At 71.7% G+C, this 19944-nt stretch carries 18 protein-coding genes; 6 read left to right on the top strand and 12 right to left on the bottom strand.

The window, feature by feature from the left end; all coding sequences use genetic code 11:
* Positions 1 to 11: 11 nt before the first annotated feature.
* Positions 12 to 1460 carry a class I adenylate-forming enzyme family protein gene (locus ABEA26_RS05785; protein WP_345589826.1) on the bottom strand — a complete coding sequence of 483 codons (1449 nt, stop codon included), beginning with the start codon at positions 1458 to 1460 and terminating at the stop codon, positions 12 to 14.
* Positions 1461 to 1757: 297 nt separating this feature from the next.
* On the opposite strand from ABEA26_RS05785, the gene lplAB reads away from it, so the two are divergent.
* The 3 genes from lplAB (at position 1758) to ABEA26_RS05765 (ending at position 4462) form a co-directional block, all read left to right on the top strand.
* On the top strand, positions 1758 to 2822 hold the full coding sequence (gene lplAB, locus ABEA26_RS05780) for a lipoate-protein ligase LplAB (protein ID WP_345589825.1): 1065 nt from the start codon (positions 1758 to 1760) through the stop codon (positions 2820 to 2822).
* 204 nt (positions 2823 to 3026) lie between these two features.
* Positions 3027 to 3692, top strand: a complete 666-nt coding sequence (locus ABEA26_RS05775; RefSeq protein WP_345589823.1) for a hypothetical protein — start codon at positions 3027 to 3029, stop codon at positions 3690 to 3692.
* 404 nt (positions 3693 to 4096) lie between these two features.
* On the top strand, positions 4097 to 4462 hold the full coding sequence (locus ABEA26_RS05765) for an HGxxPAAW family protein (protein WP_345589821.1): 366 nt from the start codon (positions 4097 to 4099) through the stop codon (positions 4460 to 4462).
* Between the two features lie 74 nt (positions 4463 to 4536).
* Here ABEA26_RS05765 and ABEA26_RS05760 read toward each other — a convergent pair whose 3' ends face one another.
* The 6 genes from ABEA26_RS05760 to ABEA26_RS05735 form a co-directional block, all read right to left on the bottom strand.
* Positions 4537 to 5559: a TIGR03842 family LLM class F420-dependent oxidoreductase gene (locus ABEA26_RS05760; RefSeq protein ID WP_345589818.1), complete on the bottom strand. Its 1023-nt coding sequence runs from the start codon at positions 5557 to 5559 to the stop codon at positions 4537 to 4539.
* Positions 5560 to 5573: 14 nt separating this feature from the next.
* Positions 5574 to 6977 carry a dihydropyrimidinase gene (hydA, locus tag ABEA26_RS05755; protein WP_345589816.1) on the bottom strand — a complete coding sequence of 468 codons (1404 nt, stop codon included), beginning with the start codon at positions 6975 to 6977 and terminating at the stop codon, positions 5574 to 5576.
* 154 nt (positions 6978 to 7131) lie between these two features.
* Positions 7132 to 7338 (bottom strand): hypothetical protein, encoded by a 207-nt coding sequence (locus tag ABEA26_RS05750; protein WP_345589815.1) that lies wholly within the window; start codon positions 7336 to 7338, stop codon positions 7132 to 7134.
* 31 nt (positions 7339 to 7369) lie between these two features.
* Positions 7370 to 8653 carry an aspartate aminotransferase family protein gene (locus ABEA26_RS05745; RefSeq protein WP_345589813.1) on the bottom strand — a complete coding sequence of 428 codons (1284 nt, stop codon included), beginning with the start codon at positions 8651 to 8653 and terminating at the stop codon, positions 7370 to 7372.
* Positions 8650 to 9492 (bottom strand): nitrilase-related carbon-nitrogen hydrolase, encoded by an 843-nt coding sequence (locus ABEA26_RS05740; RefSeq protein WP_345589812.1) that lies wholly within the window; start codon positions 9490 to 9492, stop codon positions 8650 to 8652. The genes ABEA26_RS05745 and ABEA26_RS05740 overlap by 4 nt, the downstream gene beginning before the upstream one ends.
* Positions 9493 to 9684: 192 nt before the next feature.
* On the bottom strand, positions 9685 to 9936 hold the full coding sequence (locus ABEA26_RS05735; protein ID WP_345589810.1) for a helix-turn-helix domain-containing protein: 252 nt from the start codon (positions 9934 to 9936) through the stop codon (positions 9685 to 9687).
* A gap of 119 nt (positions 9937 to 10055) precedes the next feature.
* On the opposite strand from ABEA26_RS05735, the gene map reads away from it, so the two are divergent.
* Together map and ABEA26_RS05725 are read left to right on the top strand one after the other, a co-directional pair.
* Positions 10056 to 10832, top strand: a complete 777-nt coding sequence (map, locus tag ABEA26_RS05730) for a type I methionyl aminopeptidase (RefSeq protein ID WP_345589808.1) — start codon at positions 10056 to 10058, stop codon at positions 10830 to 10832.
* A 130-nt stretch (positions 10833 to 10962) separates the two neighbouring features.
* Positions 10963 to 13491 carry an ATP-dependent Clp protease ATP-binding subunit gene (locus tag ABEA26_RS05725; protein WP_345589806.1) on the top strand — a complete coding sequence of 843 codons (2529 nt, stop codon included), beginning with the start codon at positions 10963 to 10965 and terminating at the stop codon, positions 13489 to 13491.
* 16 nt (positions 13492 to 13507) lie between these two features.
* Here the strand turns inward: ABEA26_RS05725 and ggt are convergent, their stop codons facing one another.
* The gene (gene ggt, locus ABEA26_RS05720) at positions 13508 to 15331 is read right to left on the bottom strand and encodes a gamma-glutamyltransferase (protein ID WP_345589804.1); all 1824 of its coding nucleotides are present in this window, start codon (positions 15329 to 15331) and stop codon (positions 13508 to 13510) included.
* A 119-nt stretch (positions 15332 to 15450) separates the two neighbouring features.
* On the opposite strand from ggt, the gene ABEA26_RS05715 reads away from it, so the two are divergent.
* Positions 15451 to 16203 (top strand): hypothetical protein, encoded by a 753-nt coding sequence (locus ABEA26_RS05715; RefSeq protein WP_345589802.1) that lies wholly within the window; start codon positions 15451 to 15453, stop codon positions 16201 to 16203.
* Positions 16204 to 16420: 217 nt separating this feature from the next.
* On the opposite strand, the gene ABEA26_RS05710 is transcribed toward ABEA26_RS05715, so the two are convergent.
* The 4 genes from ABEA26_RS05710 to pcaDC all read right to left on the bottom strand — a co-directional run bounded on the left by ABEA26_RS05710 (position 16421) and on the right by pcaDC (position 19873).
* Positions 16421 to 16828 (bottom strand): DUF6278 family protein, encoded by a 408-nt coding sequence (locus ABEA26_RS05710; RefSeq protein WP_345589800.1) that lies wholly within the window; start codon positions 16826 to 16828, stop codon positions 16421 to 16423.
* Between the two features lie 152 nt (positions 16829 to 16980).
* Entirely contained in the window at positions 16981 to 17760 is a 780-nt protein-coding gene (locus tag ABEA26_RS05705) for an exodeoxyribonuclease III (RefSeq protein WP_345589798.1), read from the bottom strand.
* An 86-nt stretch (positions 17761 to 17846) separates the two neighbouring features.
* Positions 17847 to 18482, bottom strand: a complete 636-nt coding sequence (locus tag ABEA26_RS05700) for an MBL fold metallo-hydrolase (RefSeq protein WP_345589796.1) — start codon at positions 18480 to 18482, stop codon at positions 17847 to 17849.
* Positions 18483 to 18526: 44 nt separating this feature from the next.
* Positions 18527 to 19873, bottom strand: a complete 1347-nt coding sequence (gene pcaDC / locus ABEA26_RS05695) for a bifunctional 3-oxoadipate enol-lactonase/4-carboxymuconolactone decarboxylase PcaDC (protein WP_345589794.1) — start codon at positions 19871 to 19873, stop codon at positions 18527 to 18529.
* Between the last annotated feature and the right edge of the window lie 71 nt (positions 19874 to 19944).

The raw sequence follows: 19944 nt of genomic DNA, 5'->3' as shown, positions 1-19944 counted from the left end.
CCGACCTCCTTTCACGCCTCCCGCGTCAGCCGGTGCCGGTCGGGCTTGCCGGCCGTGGTGAGCGGTACCTCGGCGACCAGGGTCAGGCGCGTCGGCGCACACGCCTCACCCAGGTGCGCCGCCACCATGGAGCGCAGTTCGTCCAGGGCCGGTACGCGGCCGTCCGCCGGGACGACGAACGCGTGTACGGTCTCCCCCGTGCCGTCGTCGGGGACCGCGACGGCGTACGCCTCGGCCACCGCCGGGTGGCGGGCGAGCAGCCGCTCGACGGGACCGGTGTAGTAGACGTTGGCATCGACGATGACCACGTCCCGGGTCCGCCCCGAAAGCCACAGCCGGCCCTGGGCGTCGAGACGGCCGAGGTCGCGGGTGCGGACCCAGCCGTCCACGAACACCTCGGCGCTCAGCGCGGATTGCTCCCAGTAACCGGCGCCCTGCGACGGCGTGCGGACGAAGATCTCCCCCTCGCTCCCCGGCGGGACGGGGCGGCCGGACGGGCCCCGGACCTCCAGGTCGACGGGCGGCACGCCGAGCGAGCCGGGCGGGTCCGCGGGCGTGGCCATGGAGATCATGCCGGTCTCGGTCTGTCCGTACCCGTGGAAGACGACCGGACCGAGCACCGTGGCTGCCTCGTGCGCCCGGCCCGGTTCCAGTGGCGAGCCGGAGACCATCAGCGCGCGCAGCGTGCCGAGGTCGGCGGACGAAGTACGCAGGCTCGTCACGAGCCGGTTCAGACGGGGCACCGTGATGACACTCGCGGTCGCCCGGTGGCGCACGAGGGCGCCGGGAAGGTCCGGCGGGTCGGCGCGGACCAGGACGCCGCCGGCGGCGAGTGCGAGCAGGCCGTACTCGAGCATCACCTGGCTCGTCAGGGTGCCGAAGACCAGGAACCTGTCCAGGCGGCCGGCGAGCTCCCGGACCGCGGGCGGCCAGTCGTCCGGCCGCAGTGTCCAGGCCGCGGTCATCGCCGCGTACGTCTGGGCGCACGCCTTGGGGACGCCGGTGCTGCCGCTGGTGTGGATGAGCCGGGCGACGTCCTGAGGCCGCGCCGAGACCCGGGGCCGCAGGCCGTCGTCCGCCGTCGCCAGGAGTTCACCGAGCGGCAGGACGGTGCCCCTCGGCCGCTCGTCCGGTGGTCCCGGCCGGTCGGTGATCCTGGCCTCGACGTCCCGCAGGAGGAGCCCACGCTGGTGATCCGTCATGCCGGGCCGTACTCCGACGACGCGGGCTCCGACCGTGTACGCGGCGATGACGGCGGCGAACGCCTCGGGACCGACGCCGAGCAACAGGGCGACGGCGCGGCCGGGACCGAGGCCGCGCCGACGCAATGCGGTCGCCACCCGCCGTGTCATACCGAGCAGTTCTCGCCCGGACACCTCCCGGTCACCGTGTTCGAAGACCGTGCGGTCGCCTGCCGCGTCGAGGAGATCGAGGACTGCACCGGGAAACTGTTCGGTCATGGCGCTCCTTCACGGATCCGGTTGCGGTGCGAGGACGAGGGCGAGGTCGAAAACCACGTGATCGCGCACCGTGGGCCGGAGGCTAACGGTGCCGGATCAGAAGGCTCTGAGATGTGGGCGGCGGAACGGGCGGCGGCACAGGGGGGCACAGGAGGGGGCACAGGGGGTGCGCCGCACCCCACGCCCCTCTCCTTCCGAATCGGTCGGTAAGGTGCGATACGAAGCATGTGCGTGTCTGTCCGGATGGCGGAGCAACGGGCTCAGGAGCCACACCGCGCACTGGAAGGGAACGAAGCCGTGCATGGCGAATACAAGGTGCCGGGCGGCAAGCTGGTCGTCGTGGATCTGGACGTCGAGGAGGGCGCCCTCCGCAATGTGACGGTCGCCGGGGACTTCTTCCTGGAGCCCGACGAGGCGATCCTCACGATCAACGGGGCTCTGGAAGGTGCCCCCGCCGCGACGGACGCCGCAGGCCTGGCGGCCCGCGTCACGGCGGCGCTGCCGGAGTCGGCCGTGATGCTCGGGCTGACCGCGGAGGGCGTCGGCATCGCCGTCCGGCGAGCGCTGGGCCACGCGGCCGAGTGGAGCGACTACGACTGGCAGCTGGTGCACATGGAGCCACAGGCACCCGCTCTGCACATGGCTCTGGACGAGGTCCTCACCGCCGAAGTGGCCGCCGGGCGACGGGCGCCCACGTTGCGGGTCTGGGAGTGGGCCTCGCCCGCTGTGATCATCGGCAGTTTCCAGTCGCTGCGCAACGAGGTGGACCCCGAGGGGATCGCGAAGCACGGACTGTCCGTGGTACGCCGCATCTCCGGTGGCGGGGCCATGTTCGTGGAGCCCATGAGTACGATCACGTACTCCCTGTCCGTGCCGGAGGCGCTGGTCTCGGGACTCTCCTTCGCCGACAGTTACGCCTATCTCGACGACTGGGTCCTGGGCGCGCTCGGCGACATGGGCATCAAGGCCTGGTACCAGCCTCTCAACGACATCGCCACCGATGCCGGCAAGATCGCCGGCGCCGCCCAGAAGCGGATGGTCGGGCCGGACGGTGGTCCCGGAGCCGTGCTGCACCACGTGACCATGTCGTACGACATCGACGCCGACAAGATGCTCGAGGTCCTGCGCATCGGCAAGGAGAAGATGTCCGACAAGGGCACCAGGAGCGCCAAGAAGCGCGTCGATCCGCTCCGCCGCCAGACGGGCCTCGCCCGGGAGCAGGTGATCCAGAACATGATCGCCTCCTTCCGCAACCGCTACGGCCTCGCCCAGGGGCACATCACCCCGGAGGAGATGAGGCGCGCCGAGGAGCTCGCCGCCACCAAGTTCAGCAGTGAGGAGTGGACCGCCCGCGTGCCGTAGGGACGCCGTCGGGTTCCTGCTGTCGCGCGTCGCGGGCGGCGCGCTCCCCGCGTCCCGGCCCGTTGGGACCGCGCGTTCCGGTCCGTCTGCGTCACCGCCCGGCCACGCACCGAGTTCGCCCTTTCGCCCCACCGGGACTCGTGTGACACTGGCGTCCCGTCCGCCGTGCGGGCCCTCCGCACCATCCCCCACGAGAAGTGCGCCGTGCGTTCTCTTCCCCTGCCGCTCGCCCTGACCGTGCGTCTGGCGCCGGTCGCCGTGCTCGCCACGGCGGGCTGGGCGCTGTCGTCCGGGCCGGACTCCTCACCGGCCGCGAAGGACAAGACGCCGCCCGACCCGACGAACCGGTCGGCCTCCGCGCCCGCGACCGAGGCGGTGACGAAGACGTACGCCGCCGCGCCGGCGCCCTGCGAGAGCCTGGCCGGCAAGACGGTCGGTTCGCTGGTGCCGGGCGCGAAGACGGACGGCACGGAGATTCCTTCGACGGACACCGACGCGCGCCGCACCTGCTCCTGGAACGCCCTCAAGGGGTACGACTACCGCTGGCTCGATGTCTCCTTCGAGGTGATGGAGTCGGACGAGGCGGCACTGAAGTCGTACAAGGAGCGGGTCGCCGACCGGAGCGGCGGTGGTGAGGTCCCGGGGCTCGGCGACGCGGCCTACTCCGTCGTGAACCTCACCACCGAGGAGAAGCAGCAGACACGCGAGGGCACGGTGCTGGTCCGCGCGTCCAACGCCCTGGTGATGATCACCTACAACGGCAGCGACTTCGAGTCGAAGAAGGCCCCCGATACGGGCGAGATCAACAAGGGTGCCATCAAGGCGGCCAAGGAGGCGGTGGCCGCCTTGACGGACGGTCACACCGGCTGACCGCCCGCCCCTCCAGCGGGAATCGTCCAGGTGGGAACGCGTCAGCGCACCGGCACGCGTGAACCAGTCGGCGAGTACCGCGGCCTCGTCCGAGCCGTAGTTGGCGAGGAGCTCCGTGAGCCGCGCGGAGTACGGGCCGTGGACGGCCCGCACACGCATCGCCGCGGCAGGGACCGCGGTGACGCGTACCCGGCGCCCGTCGGCCGGGGCCGGCCGACGGGTCACGAATCCGCCGCGCTCCAGGCGGTTGACGATGCCGGTCACCGCTCCTGTCGCATTCCCTTTGGCCCTGGGGTAACTTCCTTGCTTGCTAGGGCATTTGAAGCCCAGCCTCGGGTCGTGCCACCGCACGCGGTGTCGCCGCATGCCGTGTCGCGGCCCTACGGGCACGAGGAGGCAGGCACATGAGCGGAAATCAGCACGACGAGGGACACACCGTCGCGGGATGGACCGGTTGCCTCGTCGCCGTAGCCGGGTCCGTGGTCACCGGCCTGGGCGTCGTCGGCTGGCGCCCGGGGATCTGGTTGGGACTGGCCGTCGTGGCGTCGGCGGCACTGCTCACCTGGGTCCTGCACCTCGCGGGCTGGGGCAAGCCGCCCGGCCCGCGGCCCGCCGGCCAACTGGGCCTCGCAGTACGGGACTCCACCGCTCGAGGCGGGCACGGAGACTGCCTGGGGTGCCGACTGGCCGGACGGCGCGGTGTTCCGGCAAGCACGGTTTTGGCGCCCACGCCCACCGCCACCGCCTCGCCGGCCGACCTGTCGTCCTGACGCGGGTACCGGCGGGCGGTTCCGCCGCGCCGCCCGGCGAAGAAGCTGTCACTCCATCGCTGCGGCGCCGTCCATCATCCGCTGAGCGCGGGGATGACCAGGGCGCCGTACGCGTCGATCGTCGTCTCCTGCGCGTCATGCATGCCGTAGAGAGCGAACTGGTCGACGCCGAGGGCGCGCAGGGCCTCGAGCTTCTCGATGTGCTTCTCGGCCGGTCCGATCAGGCAGAACCGGTCGACGATCTCGTCCGGCACGAACCGGGTGTCCGGATTGCCGCTGCGTCCGTGGTGGGCGTAGTCGTACCCCTCGCGGTCCTTGACGTAGTCGGTGAGTCCGTCGGGGACGGCGGCGGAGTGCGTGCCGTACTTCTCGACCAGGTCGGCGACGTGGTTGCCGACCATGCCGCCGAACCAGCGGCACTGCTCGCGCGCGTGGGCCAGCGCCTGGAGCGAGTCGTCGGCGGTGACGTAGGCGGGGGCGGCGACGCAGATCGTCACCTCGGACGGGTCGCGTCCGGCGGCGACGGCGGCTTCCTTGACGGCCTTGACCATGTGCTCGGTCAGGTAGAGGTCGGCGAGCTGGAGGATGAAGCCGTCGGCCTCCTCGCCGGTCATCTTGAGCGCCTTGGGGCCGTACGCCGCCATCCACACGGGTACTTCGGCACCCGGCCTGATCCAGGGGAACCTGACGGCGGTGCCGCCGCCGAGGTCGGCCTCCTCTCCCCTGCCCAGCGCCCGGATGACCCGCATGGATTCGCTGATGCGGGCGAGGGTGACGGGTCTGCGGCCGGCGACGCGCATCGCGGAGTCGCCGCGGCCGATGCCGCAGACGGTGCGGTTGCCGAACATGTCGTTGAGGGTGGCGAAGGTCGAGGCGGTCACCTCCCAGGTGCGGGTGCCCGGGTTGGTGACCATCGGGCCGACCTTCAATTTCGTGGTGCTGGCCAGGATCTGACCGTAGATCACGAAAGGCTCCTGCCACAGCACGCAGGAGTCGAAGGTCCAGCCGTGGGTGAAGCCGTTGCGCTCGGCCCGTCGCATCAGGCTGACGACGCGGGAGGCCGGCGGGTCGGTCTGCAGGACGAGTCCGAAGTCCATGGGCACGACACCTCCTAGTTCAGGTACTGGCAGGTGGCACGCGGGGTGTAGACGCCGTGGCCCTTGCGTCCGGTGTACTCCCGCTCGGTGACGACCGGCACACCGCGCGAGAGCACGGTCTCCACCCGTCCGGTGATCCGCCTGCCCTCGTACGCCGAGTAGTCGACGTTCATGTGATGGGTCTCGGCGGAGATGACCTGCTCGGCGTGCGGGTCGTAGACGACCACGTCGGCGTCGGCGCCGGGCGCGACGGTGCCCTTCTTCGGGTAGAGGCCGAACATGCGGGCCGGAGTGGCGCAGGCGATCTCGATCCAGCGGCGGCGGGTGATGTGCCCGTCGACGACGGCCTGGTGGAGCAGGTCCATGCGGTTCTCGACGCCCGGCATGCCGTTGGGGATCTTGGAGAAGTCGCCGCGGCCCAGCTCCTTCTGCCCGCTGAAGCAGAAGGGGCAGTGGTCGGTCGACACCACCTGGAGGTCGTTGGTCCGCAGGCCCCGCCACAGTGCAGCCTGGTGCTCGCGCGGGCGCAACGGCGTGCTGCACACGTACTTGGCACCCTCGAAGTCGGGCTCGGCGAGGTTGTCGGTGGACAGGAAGAGGTACTGCGGGCAGGTCTCGCCGAAGACGTTCAGGCCCTCGTCGCGGGCCCGGGTCAGCTCCGCGACCGCCTCCGTCGCGGAGACGTGCACGACGTACAGCGGCGCGCCGGCGACCTGGGCGAGCTTGATGGCGCGGTGGGTCGCCTCGGCCTCCAGGAGTGCCTTGCGGACCTCTCCGTGGTACCGCGGGTCGGTCTCGCCGCGGGCGAGGGCCTGCTCGACCAGGACGTCGATCGCGATGCCGTTCTCGGCGTGCATCATGATCAGGCCGCCGTTGTCGGCGGCGCGCTGCATGGCGCGCAGGATCTGGCCGTCGTCGGAGTAGAACACACCGGGGTACGCCATGAACTGCTTGAAGGAGGTGACGCCCTCCTCCACCAGCAGGTCCATCTCCTTGAGCGTCTTCTGGTTCACGTCGGAGACGATCATGTGGAAGGCGTAGTCGATCGCGCAGTTACCCTCGGCCTTGGCGTGCCAGGCGTCCAGGCCCGCGCGCAGGGAGTGGCCGACGCCCTGGATGGCGAAGTCGACGATCGTGGTCGTACCGCCCCAGGCGGCGGCCCTGGTGCCGGTCTCGAAGGTGTCGGCGGCGTAGGTGCCGCCGAAGGGCATCTCCATGTGGGTGTGGCCGTCGACCCCGCCCGGGACGACGTACTTTCCACTCGCGTCGATGACCCTCTCGGCCGTGAAGGCCTCGGCTGCCGGGGTGCCGGACGCGGCGAGGGCGGCGATGCGGCCGTCCTCGATCAGGACGTCGGCGTGGATCTCGTCGGACGCGGTGACGACCAGGCCACCGCGGATGACGGTACGACTGCTCATGCTGCTGTTCCCTCCTGTCAGGTGCCCCGGTCGGTGGGGGCACGGTCGGCGGGGAGTGCGCGCCCGGCGCCCGGTCGCGGTGGAACCGCCGGCGGTCCGGTCGCGGCAGCACCGCCGGCGGTCGGGGACCTCTCGCGGCCCGCCCGTGTCGAGGTCACGGACGACGAGTCCGCTCTCCTGGCCCCTCGCGGCCTGGCCGACGAACCACGTCCGGGGAACGACGCGGTACGAGGTGGCCGAGCCGGTGCGCGCCGGCCATCACCTCGGGCTGCCCGGCGGCCACCCGCTCGGGGCCGAGGACCGGGCGCACCAGCAGGGCGAGTCCCCCGGGCTGCCGGTCATGGTCCCAGATGGTGGTCACGGTGGCGCCTCCCCGGCTCGGGACGCTGCTGTCAGACGCTCCGCAGAGCGCGTTCGAGGATCGCGGCGCCCTCCTCGGCCTCCGCGACGGTGAGGGACATCGGCGGGGCGACGCGCAGGACGCTGGTGTTGTGGCCGCCGCCCCTGCCGATGAGCAGCCCGCCCGCGCGGGCCTCCTCCAGTACGGTGGACGCCGCCTCGGGGACGGCCTCGTCGGTGCCGGGCCGGGCCAGCTCGACGCCGATCATCAGCCCGCGTCCGCGCACCTCGCGTACATGCGGCACCTGGGCGGCGACGGCCCGCAGTCGTTCGACGAGCAGTCCGCCGACACGCCGGGCGTTGCCCTGGAGGTCGTGCTCCAGCAGGTAGGTGAGGTTGGCGAGGCCGGCCGCCATGGTGACCTGGGTGCCGCCGAAGGTGGAGATGCTGTTGGCGTCCAGGCAGTTCATGATCTCGGCGCGGGCGATGACGCCACCGACGGACATGCCGTTGCCGATGCCCTTGGCGAAGGTCACGATGTCCGGCGGGCCGCTCCTCCCGTGGGCCTGCCAGCCCCAGAAGTGCTCGCCGGTGCGGCCCCATCCCGTCTGCACCTCGTCGGCGATCCACAGGATGCCCCGCTCGTGCAGCACCTCGCGGAACGCGGCGTACAGGCCGTTCGGCGGGGAGGTGAAGCCGCCGACGCCCTGGACGGGTTCGGCGATCAGAGCGGCCGGCGGGCGGGTGTGGCCGAGGAGGTCCTCGAGGTCCTCCACGCAGGCGTCGATGAAGTCGCGGTCGTCCAGGTGCGCGTAGGGGCCGCGGGTGCGTACGCCGCCGTGGACGTAGAGCGTCTGGAGCGGGGAGAGCGACGTCGGCGACCAGCCGCGGTTGCCGGTGATGCCGACGGAGCTGAAGGAGCGGCCGTGGTAGCTGTTGCGCATCGCCAGGATCGTGTTGCTGCGCCGGTGGGCGGTGGCGAGCAGCAGGGCGGTGTCGTTGGCCTCGGTGCCGGAGGTGGTGAAGAAGACCCGGGCGTCCGGGATGGCGGACACCTGGGCGACGCGCTCGGCGAGTTCGACCATCGGCCGGTTGAGGTAGAGGGTCGAGGAGTGGATGATCCGCCCGGCCTGCTCGCTCACCGCCTTGGTCACCTCGGGCAGCGCGTGCGCGGTCATCGTGGTGAGGATGCCGCCGAAGAAGTCGAGGTACGAGTTGCCGGCGGCGTCCCACACCCGGCGGCCCTCTCCGTGAGTGATCTCCAGCGGGTCCTCGTAGTACAGGGCGAGCCAGTCGGGCAGGACGGCGCGGTGCCGGCCGAACAGGTCCTTGGTCATGGCCGCACCAGCCCTTCGTAGGCGTCGGGGCGGCGGTCGCGGTAGAAGGCCCACTGCTGCCGCACCTCGTCGATCAGGGCGAAGTCGAGGTCGCGGACGACGAGTTCCTCCTTGGTGTCGCCGGCCGTGTCGCCGACGAACTGCCCGCGCGGGTCGACGAAGTACGACGTCCCGTAGAAGTCGTTGTCCCCGTACTCCTCCTGCCCGACCCGGTTGATCGCGGCGACGAAGTACTCGTTGGCGACGGCCGCCGCGGGCTGTTCGAGCCGCCACAGGTGGGCGGAGAGGCCGCGGTGGGTGGCGGAGGGGTTGTAGACCAGCTGGGCGCCGCCGAGGCCGAGTTGCCGCCAGCCCTCCGGGAAGTGCCGGTCGTAGCAGATGTAGACGCCGACCTTGCCGACTGCGGTGTCGAAGACGGGCCAGCCGAGGTTGCCGGGGCGGAAGTAGAACTTCTCCCAGAAGCCCTTGACCTGCGGGATGTGATGCTTGCGATACGTCCCGAGGACGGTGCCGTCGGCGTCGATCACGGCCGCGGTGTTGTAGTAGAAGCCGGACTGCTCGACCTCGAAGACGGGGGCGACGATCACCATGCCGGTCTCGCGGGCGAGGGCCTGCATACGGCGGGTGGTCGGGCCGTCGGGGACGGGTTCGGCCCAGCGGTAGTGCTCGGGGTCCTGCACCTGGCAGAAGTAGGGCGCGTTGAAGACTTCCTGGAAGCCGATGATCCCGGCTCCCCGCCGGGCCGCCTCGCGGGCGTGCTCCTCGTGTTTCGCCACCATGGACTCGGTGTCGCCGGTCCAGGTGGCCTGGACCAGAGCGGCACGTACGACGTTGGCCATGAGCTGCTCCTTCGACACGACGTCAGAGCCTCTACGCCCGTAGAGCAGGCCGTAGAGGGTCGAAGGTAAGCCTGGCCACAGGGGCTTGCCAAGACCATCGTCGTCACGGCGCGATGTCGATCGGTTTTCGCACTCCTGCGGGTGAGCGGAGGGGCCGGTGGGGCGGCTGGGGCGGACGTCGCCGTCCGGCGATCACACGCCCGCGAGCGCGCACCACCCCGCCAGCTCGTCCATGGAGAGCCCCAGCGCGCGGGCCAGCGCGGCCACCGTGAAGAACGCCGGGGTGGGCGCCCGGCCGGTCTCGATCTTGCGCAGCGTCTCGGCGGAGATCCCGGCCTCGGCCGCGACCTCCGTCATGCTCCGGTCGCCGCGGGCCGCGCGGAGCAGGCGCCCGAGGCGCTCACCGCGCTCACGCTCTTCGGGGGTCAGTGGAGTGCGTACCATGACGCCATTCTAATACCGGCTTCCCGTACCGGGCCGGGACGCGGCCCGAGAGGCCCCGAGACGCCCGGAGGCGAGAACCCCGGAGGGATTCCAATTAAAATACCGGTATAGTAATTGGCATGGTGGAACTGAAGACAGACACATCGATCGACGCCATGCACGCGGCCGGCCAGGTCGTCGCGCGCGCCCTGACCGCCGTACGGCGGGCCGCGGACGTGGGCGTGTCCCTGCTGGACCTGGACGCGGTGGCGCACGAGGTACTGCGGGAGGCGGGCGCCGGTTCGCCGTTCCTCGGCTACCGGCCCTCCTTCGCGCCGACGCCGTTCCCGGGGGTCATCTGCACGTCGGTGAACGACGCGATCGTGCACGGCATCCCCGACGGCTACCGGCTGCGCGACGGCGACCTCGTCTCCATCGACTGCGGCGCGACCCTGGACGGCTGGGCCGGCGACTCGGCGGTCAGCTTCGTCGTCGGCACCCCGCGCACGGCGGACGTGACGCTGATCGAGACCGCCGAGCGGGCCCTCGCGGCGGGCATCGACGCCGCCGTCGTCGGCAACCGCGTCGGCGACATCGCGCACGCCATCGGCACGGTGTGCCGGGGAGCCGGCTACGGCATCATGGAGGACTTCGGCGGCCACGGCATCGGCCGGCAGATGCACGAGGACCCCGGGGTCCCCAACGAGGGCCGGCCGGGACGCGGGCTCCCCCTGCGGCACGGCATGGTCATCGCCATCGAGCCCATGCTGATCAGCAGCGGCCGGGACGACTACCACCCCGCTCCGGACGGCTGGACCCTGCGCACGAACGACGGCTCCCGGGCGGCGCACGTGGAGCACACGGTGGCGATCACCGAAGCCGGTCCGCGCGTCCTGACCTCGCGGGACGGTCTCTGACCCGGGCCGGGGCCCGGGTTCCCGCACATGCCCGCCGGAACAGAACGTGTCATGTTGGGCATGAGCTCACCCCGCCCGGGTTACCCGGCCCCGGCACGTCGATCAGCGAAGCAGCGGAGGACCGGAAACGATGAGCAGCGGCTTCATGGGCCCGGAGGGTGACCCGTTCGCGGAATTCCTGGCACGCTTCTTCGGCGGGCCCAGGCCGAGGCAGATCGACATCGGGCGGCTGCTCAGCCAGCCCGCCCGGGAGCTGGTGCGCGGCGCCGCCCAGTACGCCGCCGAGCACGGCAGCCGGGACCTGGACACCGAGCACCTGCTGCGGGCCGCGCTCTCCACCGAGCCGACCCGGGGCCTGCTCAGCCGGGCCGGTGCCGACCCCGACTCGATGGCGTCCCAGATCGACGAGCGCAGCGGCCCGGTGCAGCACCCGCCCGGTGAGGTGCCGCCTCCGACCTCGCTCTCCCTGACCCCGGCCGTCAAGCGCGCCCTGCTGGACGCGCACGAGCTGGCCCGGTCGACCGGCACCGGGTACATCGGCCCGGAACACGTGCTCAGCGCCCTGGCCGCCAACCCGGACTCGGCCGCCGGGCACATCCTGAACGCGGCCCGGTTCGCCCCCTCGGGTCTGCCGACGGAGGCACCGGACGCCGCGAAGGCCCGCGCGGAGGGGCCGCGGACCACCAACACGCCGACCCTGGACAAGTACGGCCGCGACCTCACCGACCTGGCCCAGCAGGGCCGGATCGACCCGGTGATCGGGCGCGAGGAGGAGATCGAGCAGACCGTCGAGGTACTCTCCCGCCGCGGCAAGAACAACCCGGTGCTCATCGGTGACGCGGGGGTCGGCAAGACCGCCGTCGTGGAGGGGCTGGCGCAGCGCATCACCGACGGCGACGTGCCCGACGTACTGGTCGGGCGCCGGGTGGTCGCGCTGGACCTGACCGGCGTGGTCGCCGGTACCCGCTACCGGGGCGACTTCGAGGAGCGGATGAACAACATCGTGGGCGAGATCCGCGCCCACTCCGACCAGCTGATCATCTTCATCGACGAGCTGCACACCGTCGTCGGCGCGGGCGGGGGCGGCGAGAGCGGCTCGATGGACGCCGGGAACATCCTCAAGCCGGCCCTGGCCCGCGGCGAGCTGCACATCGTGGGCGCCACCACGCTGGAGGAGTACCGCCGGATCGAGAAGGACGCGGCCCTCGCCCGCCGCTTCCAGCCGATCCTGGTCCCGGAGCCCACCACCGCGGACGCGATCGAGATCCTGCGCGGCCTGCGCGACCGCTACGAGGCCCACCACCAGGTTCGCTACACCGACGAGGCACTGGTGGCGGCCGTGGAGATGTCCGACCGCTACCTCACCGACCGGCGCCTGCCGGACAAGGCCATCGACCTGATCGACCAGGCGGGCGCCCGGGTGCGGCTGCGGGCCCGCACCAAGGGCACGGACGTACGGACCATGGAGCGCGAGGTGGACCAGCTGGTCCGGGACAAGGACCAGGCGGTCGCGGACGAACAGTACGAACAGGCCACCCAGCTGCGCGACCGGATCGTCGAGCTGAAGCAGCGGATCACCGAGGCGGACGGTGGTGGCGAGGCCGACGAGGGCCTGAACCTGGTCGTCGGCACCGAGTCCATCGCCGAGGTGGTGTCCCGGCTGACCGGCATCCCGGTCAGCAGCCTCACCCAGGAGGAGAAGGACCGTCTGCTGGGCCTGGAGGCCCACCTGCACGAGCGGGTGGTCGGCCAGGAGGAGGCCGTACGGGTGGTCTCCGACGCCGTACTGCGCTCCCGCGCCGGGCTCGCCAGCCCCGACCGGCCCATCGGCAGTTTCCTCTTCCTCGGTCCGACCGGCGTCGGCAAGACCGAGCTGGCACGGGCACTGGCGGAGGCGCTGTTCGGCAGCGAGGACCGCATGGTCCGGCTCGACATGAGCGAGTACCAGGAGCGGCACACCGTCAGCCGCCTGGTCGGCGCCCCGCCCGGCTACGTCGGGCACGAGGAGGCCGGCCAGCTCACCGAGGTGGTGCGTCGGCACCCGTACTCCCTGCTCCTGCTGGACGAGGTGGAGAAGGCGCACCCGGACGTCTTCAACATCCTGCTCCAGGTGCTCGACGACGGGCGCCTGACCGACTCGCAGGGCCGCACGGTGGACTTCAGTAACACGGTCGTCGTGATGACGAGCAACCTGGGCTCCGACGTGATCACCCGGCGCGGTGCTGGCATCGGCTTCGGCGCCGGCGGTTCGGAGGCGGACGAGGAGGCCCGGCGCGAGCAGGTGCTGCGCCCGCTGCGCGAGCACTTCCGGCCCGAGTTCCTCAACCGGATCGACGAGATCGTCGTCTTCCGCCAGCTCAGCGGCGAGCAACTGCGGCAGATCACCAGCCTGCTGCTTGAGCAGACCCGCCGTATGGTGCACGCGCAGGGCATCACGGTCGACTTCACCGACGCGGCCGTGGACTGGCTCGCCGAGCGCGGCTACCAGCCCGAGTACGGCGCCCGTCCACTGCGCCGCACCATCCAGCGCGAGGTCGACAACGAACTGTCCCGGCTCCTGCTGGACGGCCGTATCGCGGAGGGCGGCCGGGTGACGGTCGACGTCGAGGACGGGCGGCTGGCGTTCCGGACGCCCGAGCGGCCCGCCCCCGAACTGTGAGTTTTGGCGCGCCGGCCTAGCGCACCGGCCGTACCACCATCGCCGAGCCGCCGCCGCGTCGTTCCTTCTCGGCGGCGGCCAGCCACTTGCCGTTGGGCAGCCGCTGTACGCCGGTCGCCGCGCCGATCTCGGGGTTCTCCTCGAAGGAGTGCCCGAGGGCCTCCAGCTCTTCCCGCACGCCGCTGTCGTGGAGACCGGGTTCGAGTTCGGTCCGGGCGGTGTTGCGCTGGCTGGCGCGCGGGGCCGCGATCGCGTCGACGAGCGGGAGCCCCCGGTCGATGACGCCGGTGAGCGTCTGGAGCACGGTCGTGATGATGGTGGAGCCGCCGGGCGAGCCGACCGCCACGACGGGCCGGTGGTGCTGGTCCAGGACGATGGTCGGCGCGATCGAGGACCGCGGACGCTTGCCGGGACCGGGCAGGTTCGGGTCGTGGACGGCCGGGTTGGCCGGGGCGAAGGAGAAGTCCGTCAGCTCGTTGTTGAGCAGGAAGCCGCGGTCGGGCACCGTGATGCCGCTGCCGCCGGTCTGCTCGATGGTGAGCGTGTAGGCGACGACGTTCCCCCACTTGTCGGCCACCGTCAGGTGGGTGGTGCTCTCGCCCTCGTACGTCGTCGGCGCCGCCGTGCCGCCGCCCGCGCAGGGGGCGGGGTGCCGGGGGTCGCCGGGTGCGAGAGGGCTGGTGAGCACCGAGTCGTCCTTGATCAGGCACTCGCGCGAGTCGGCGTACCGCTGGGACAGCAGTTCCCTCGTCGGTACGTCCTCGAAGGCCGGGTCGCCGAGCCAGCGCCCCCGGTCGGCGAACGCGATGCGGCTCGCCTCGATGAGGCGGTGCAGATAGCGGGCCTTGCCCGCCTCGGAGAGGTCGGTGCTCTCCAGGATGTTGAGGGCCTCGCCGACCGTGGTGCCGCCGGAGGAGGAGGGCGCGATGGAATAGACGTGCCGTCCGCGGTACGAGGTCCTGGTGGGCGCCTGGAACTTGGCCTCGTAGGCCGCGAGGTCCTTGGCGGACAGGTCGCCGGGGCGGGCGTGCCAACCGGAGGCCGGGTCGACGGGCGGCTCGTTGACGGTGGCGACGATGTCCTCGCCGAGTTCGCCGCGGTAGATCGCGCCGACGCCCTCGCGGGCCAGTTCCTTGTACGTACGCGCCAGGTCCGGGTTCTTGAACGTGGAGCCGACGACCGGGAGTTCGCCGCCCGGCAGGAACAGCTCGGCGGTGTCCGGGAAGTAGCGGAACCGCTGCTCGTTGGCGGCGGTCTGGGAGCGGAAGGTGTCGTCGACGGTGAAGCCGTGCCGGGCCAGGCGCTCGGCGGGCCTGAGCACGGAGCCGAGTTTCCGGGTGCCCCACTCGTCGAGGGCGGCCTGCCAGGTGGCGGGCGTGCCCGGGGTGCCGACGGCGAGGCCGCTGCTGACTGCGTCGGCGAAGGCGAGCGGCTCGCCGTTCTCGGTGAAAAGGCTCTCGTCGGCGGTCAGCGGCGCGGTCTCACGGCCGTCGATGGTGCGCACCGTGCGGGACTCGGCGTCGTAAAGGACGAAGTAGCCGCCTCCGCCGATGCCGGCCGAGTAGGGCTCCGTGACACCGAGCGCGGCGGCGGTGGCGACGGCGGCGTCGACGGCGTTGCCGCCCTTGCGCAGGACCTCGATGCCGGCGGCGGAGGCGTCGGCGTCGACGCTGGCGACCGCGCCGCCGTACCCGACGGCGACCGGTGTCTTCGGGGCGGCGGGTCTGCTCCGGGCGGCGGGAGGCGCCGTCTCGGCGGGTGGCGCCACCGCCCCCACCGACACCACCACGGCGGCCGAGACCGCCAGGACCGTCAGATTCCGTGCGACAGGGCGACGCATCCACACCTCCAGGGAAGAGCCGTTCGGGCAGCTTAGTTGATCGTCATGGCCGCGTCAGGAACACGTTCACAGCGACCCGTCGAACGCCGGTACGCCGACGCCCGCTAGCATGCGCGCCCATGACTGACGACGTACGCAACATCGTCCTCGGCGTGGTCGCGGCCGGCCTCAGCGCCGCGCTGGGCTGGTTCACCCGCACCTACCTGTGGAAGCGGAGACTCCGCCGCAAGCAGGCGTTCTTCGGGCTGCCGGACAGTTCCGAGTCACTGCTGGTCGTCAACCGGGACCCCGCCGCGTCCGAACCGGCGGTCCACCGCTTCGACGTCTTCGCGCTGCTGGAGCTGTGCGCGCTGATCAAGGACTGTGGCGCGCACGTCCAGGTGGCCACGCAGGAAACGGTCCATCAGGGCTTCGGCGAGCGCACGGAGTTCTGCGTGGGCGGTCCCGGGTCGAATCGGCGCATGGTGGCCCACATGGCGGCCATGCTGCCCGGAGTGCGGATCAACATCGACCCGGAACCGGGCCCGGACCGCGGCGCCTTCCAGATAGGCGGGGAGCGTTACCGCATGGACGCGGGCGTCACGGAGTACGTCCTGCTGGCCCGCCTCACCGCCGGGGACCGGCGCGAGGCCCGGCCCGCGTTCCTGTTCTGCGGCCAGCGCGCGATCACCAACCAGGCCGCCACCCGCTACCTCGCGCGCCATCACGAGAAGCTGGCCCGCAAGCACGGCAACAACTCCTTCGTGCTGCTGCTGAAGGTGGTCAACTCGCAGGCGTACGGCCCGGATGTCGTCGAGCTCGTCGGGGACGTGACCCGGGCGGCGACGAGCCCCCTGCCGGCACCGGCGCCCCGCAACTCCCACCGGGCGTGAACCCGGTGCGCAGCTGACCTTCTCCTCGCCCACGGACGGCCCGTCGTGGTGTCCGACTCGCCGCGCGAGCAGTGATCTCCGGCCGCACCCTGCTTATGCCCCTGAACTGTCGCGTGTGCCCTGACCACTGCAACGTATCGACACAAGCGGCAGGCGTGCCGATGACACGCGCCTTTCGGGCATCGGCCCCGTGTACGGCGTTCGCGAGGTTGGAGGTTCACGCCTCCGCGACTTCACCGTACAGCTGCGAGAGCTCGGGGACGCCGTCCTCCGCCCACGCGTGGCCGGACGCCACCACGTCGAACTCCCGGCCGGAGGCGAGGCGGACGACGGGCTGCCCGTCCGACCGGATGGACCAGGCGGCACCGGGTACGGTGCGCACGATCACGGTGCCGAGGTACAGACCGGCGTCGTTGCCGAGCCAGGCGAGGATCTCGTCGTCGCTCCGCCAGCGCGGCAGCATCTGGTCGAGCCGCTCCAGCGAGACCTTGGAGTCGTCGAGCCGGACACCCTCCCGCAATGCCTGCGAGCGCAGCAGGTCGCAGTCGGCGAGCAGGTCACCGATACCGTCGGCGTCGTGAGCCCGGGTATCCCCGCGCCGCTTGCCCAGGAAGGGGAAGTTCATACCTACAGACTGTCATTCATACCGCCATGTGCACCACGGGCACGCGGGAGCGACCGGCGAGGAGCCCGGATCGGCGCGGGATCGCCGACGGGGGCGGGGGCGGGACGCCGACTGCGGGAGGGGAGCCGGAAGGTGGGGGCCGGGGGCCGCCGCTACACGTCCAGGTCCACAACGACCGGCGCGTGGTCCGAGGCGCCCTTGCCCTTGCGCTCCTCGCGGTCGACGTAGGAGTCGGTGACCGCCTTGGCGAAGGGCTCGTTGCCGTACACCAGGTCGATGCGCATGCCGCGGTTCTTGGGGAAGCAGAGCCGGCGGTAGTCCCAGTAGGTGAACGGGTGGTCGTACTTCAGCGGGCGCGGGACCACGTCGGACAGTCCGGCGCCGCGCAGGGAGGCGAGGGCGGCACGCTCGGCGGGGGTGACATGGGTGGAGTCCTCGAAGGCGGCACGGTCGTGGACGTCGTCGTCCGTCGGAGCGACGTTGTAGTCGCCCAGCACCGCGAAGGGGCGGCTGCCGGTCGCGTCGCCCTCGACGGCCGCGCGCAGCGCCTCGAACCACTGGAGCTTGTAGGCGTAGTGGGGGTGCTCCACCTCACGGCCGTTGGGCACGTACACCGACCAGACGCGGACCGGGCCGCAGGTGGCGGAGATCGCGCGGGGCTCCTGGACGCCTTCGTACCCGGGGTCTCCGGGCAGGCCCTTGACCACGTCCTCGAGGCCCACGCGAGAGAGCACCGCCACGCCGTTCCACCGGCCGGTGGCGTGCACCGCCGCCTCGTAGCCCTTCTCGCGCAGCTCGTCGAAGGGGAACTGCTCCTCGGCGACCTTGGCCTCCTGGAGGCATAGCACGTCGGTGCCGCTGCTCTCCAGCCAGGCGAGCAGCCTCGGCAGGCGGGCGGTGATCGAGTTCACGTTCCAGGTCGCGATACGCATGGCCCAAACCTACCCGCCGGCACTGACAACCCGGTCCGGATCCCCGCCCGCCAGGATGCAGGGGTTCCGGGGTGCCGAGTCGCCTCTCACACCCGCGCGGAGTCTCCGGGGGTCAGGCGCAGGTGCTCCGAGCCGCCCAGCTGACCGATCTGACGGTCGTAGATCGGGCGGGCGAGGTCGGTGAGGAGGGCGTCGTGGATGTCGTAGGCACGCTGCGGCTTCACTTCGCGGACGTAGTCGATGACCTCGGAGATCTTGTTCCACGGCGCCATGACGGGGAGCATCAGCGTCTCCACGGGGCGGTCGGGGACGGTGAGGGCGTCCCCGGGGTGGAAGACCTTGCCGCCGTCGAGGAGGAAGCCGACGTTGGTGACGCGCGGGATGTCCGGGTGGATCACGGCGTGCAGCTCGCCGTGGACCTGCACGTCGAAGCCGGCGGCGGTGAAGGTGTCACCATGGCCGACCGTGTGCACGCGGCCCGGGAACGCCGCCGAGATCTTCTCCGCGACCGATTTCAGCGTCCAGATCCCGGCGGCCGGATTGTTCTCCATCGCGGCACGCAACCGCAGCTCGTCGAAGTGGTCGGGGTGCTCGTGGGTGACGAGGATCGCGTCCGCGCCGAGGGCGGCGTCCTCCTCGCTGAACCCTCCGGGGTCCAGGACGAGCGTCCGCCCCTCCTTTTCGAGGCGGACGCAGGCGTGCGACTTCTTGGTGAGCTTCATGACTCCATCCTGCCGCCGTACACCGGCCCCCTGCTCGGCGGGACTCACTGCGGCGGCGTGGTCTCCTCCCGGATGACCTGCTGCGCCACCCGGAAGGCGCCGTTCGCGGCCGGTACGCCGCAGTAGACGGCCGCCTGCAGCAGTACTTCCTTGATCTCTCCGGGGGTGAGGCCGTTGCGCAGGGCGGCCCGGAGGTGGGGCGCGAGTTCGTCCAGGTGGCCGCCGGCGACGAGGGCGGTGAGGGTGACGCAGCTGCGGGTGCGCCGGTCCAGGCCCGGCCGGTTCCAGACCTCGCCCCACGCGTACCGGGTGAGGAGCTCCTGGAAGTCCCCCGAGAACTCGCCCGCCTGGGCCAGCGCCTGGTCGACGTGCGCGTCGCCGAGTACTTCGCGGCGCACCTTGAGCCCGGTGTCGTACGGGTCGGGCCGCCCCAGCGCCGGTGTCTGCGGTGGTACGGCGGCCGGGGCGATCTCGGCGATCGGCGACGCGGCCTGGGGCGGCGGAGCCGGCGCCGGCTGAGCGGGGGCGGCGGGGGCCATGGGGGCGATGGCGGGGGCGGGTGCGGGGGCGGCCGGGACGGCGATCTGACCCGTGGAGGCGTCGTGGGCGGTCTGCCAGGCGGTGCTGAAGTGCCGCACCAGCAGGTCGGTGACGGCCGCGGGCTGCTCGACCGGGACCAGGTGCGAGGCGCCCGGGACGACGGCGAGGCGGGCGTCGGTGATGCCGGCGACCAGGGTACGGGCCTCGGCGGGGCCGGTGACCTGGTCGTCGGCGCCGACGAGGACCAGGGTCGGGGCGTCCACCCGGCCGAGCTCGCCGCGCACGTCGAAGGCGGCGAGCGCCTCGCAGGCGGCGATGTAGCAGCCGGGGTCGGTGGTCCTCACCATCTGCACGGCCCACTCGGTGATCGCGGGCTGGGCGGCGGCGAACCCTCCGGTGAACCACCTCTCCGGCGAGCTGCGGGCGATGGGGTCCAGCCCGTTGGTACGGACGATCACACCGCGCTGGCGGAACTCGTCGGCCGTACCGAAGCGCGGTGAGGTGGCGATCAGCGCGAGGGAGGCGAGGCGTTCGGGGTGGCGCAGCGCCAGTTCGACGCCGACGGCGCCGCCGAACGCGCAGCCCGCGTAGCCGAAGCGCTGCACGCCGAGTCCGTCGAGTGTGGCCAGCAACCGTGTGGTGATCTCGGCGACGGAGCCCGCCGGGTGGGCGGGGGCGCCCCCGTGACCCGGCAGGTCGAAACGGAAGATCCGCCAGTGCTGCGCCAGCTCGGGCACTTGCCGGTCCCACATGTGCCATGTGGTACCCAGTGAGGGACCCAAGATCAGGACCGGGGCATCTTCTGGCCCGTCAAAGCGGTATTGCAGGGTGTTCGGTGGTGTCTCACTCACGCCCCAGACCCTCTCACGTATCACTGACGCCCCTATAACGCGGGGGTGCGGGAAACCGGTCTGACCAGGTT

The organism is Streptomyces marokkonensis (assembly GCF_039539045.1).
Lineage (GTDB): Bacteria > Actinomycetota > Actinomycetes > Streptomycetales > Streptomycetaceae > Streptomyces > Streptomyces marokkonensis.
This window is presented reverse-complemented; position numbering and strand designations above follow the sequence as displayed.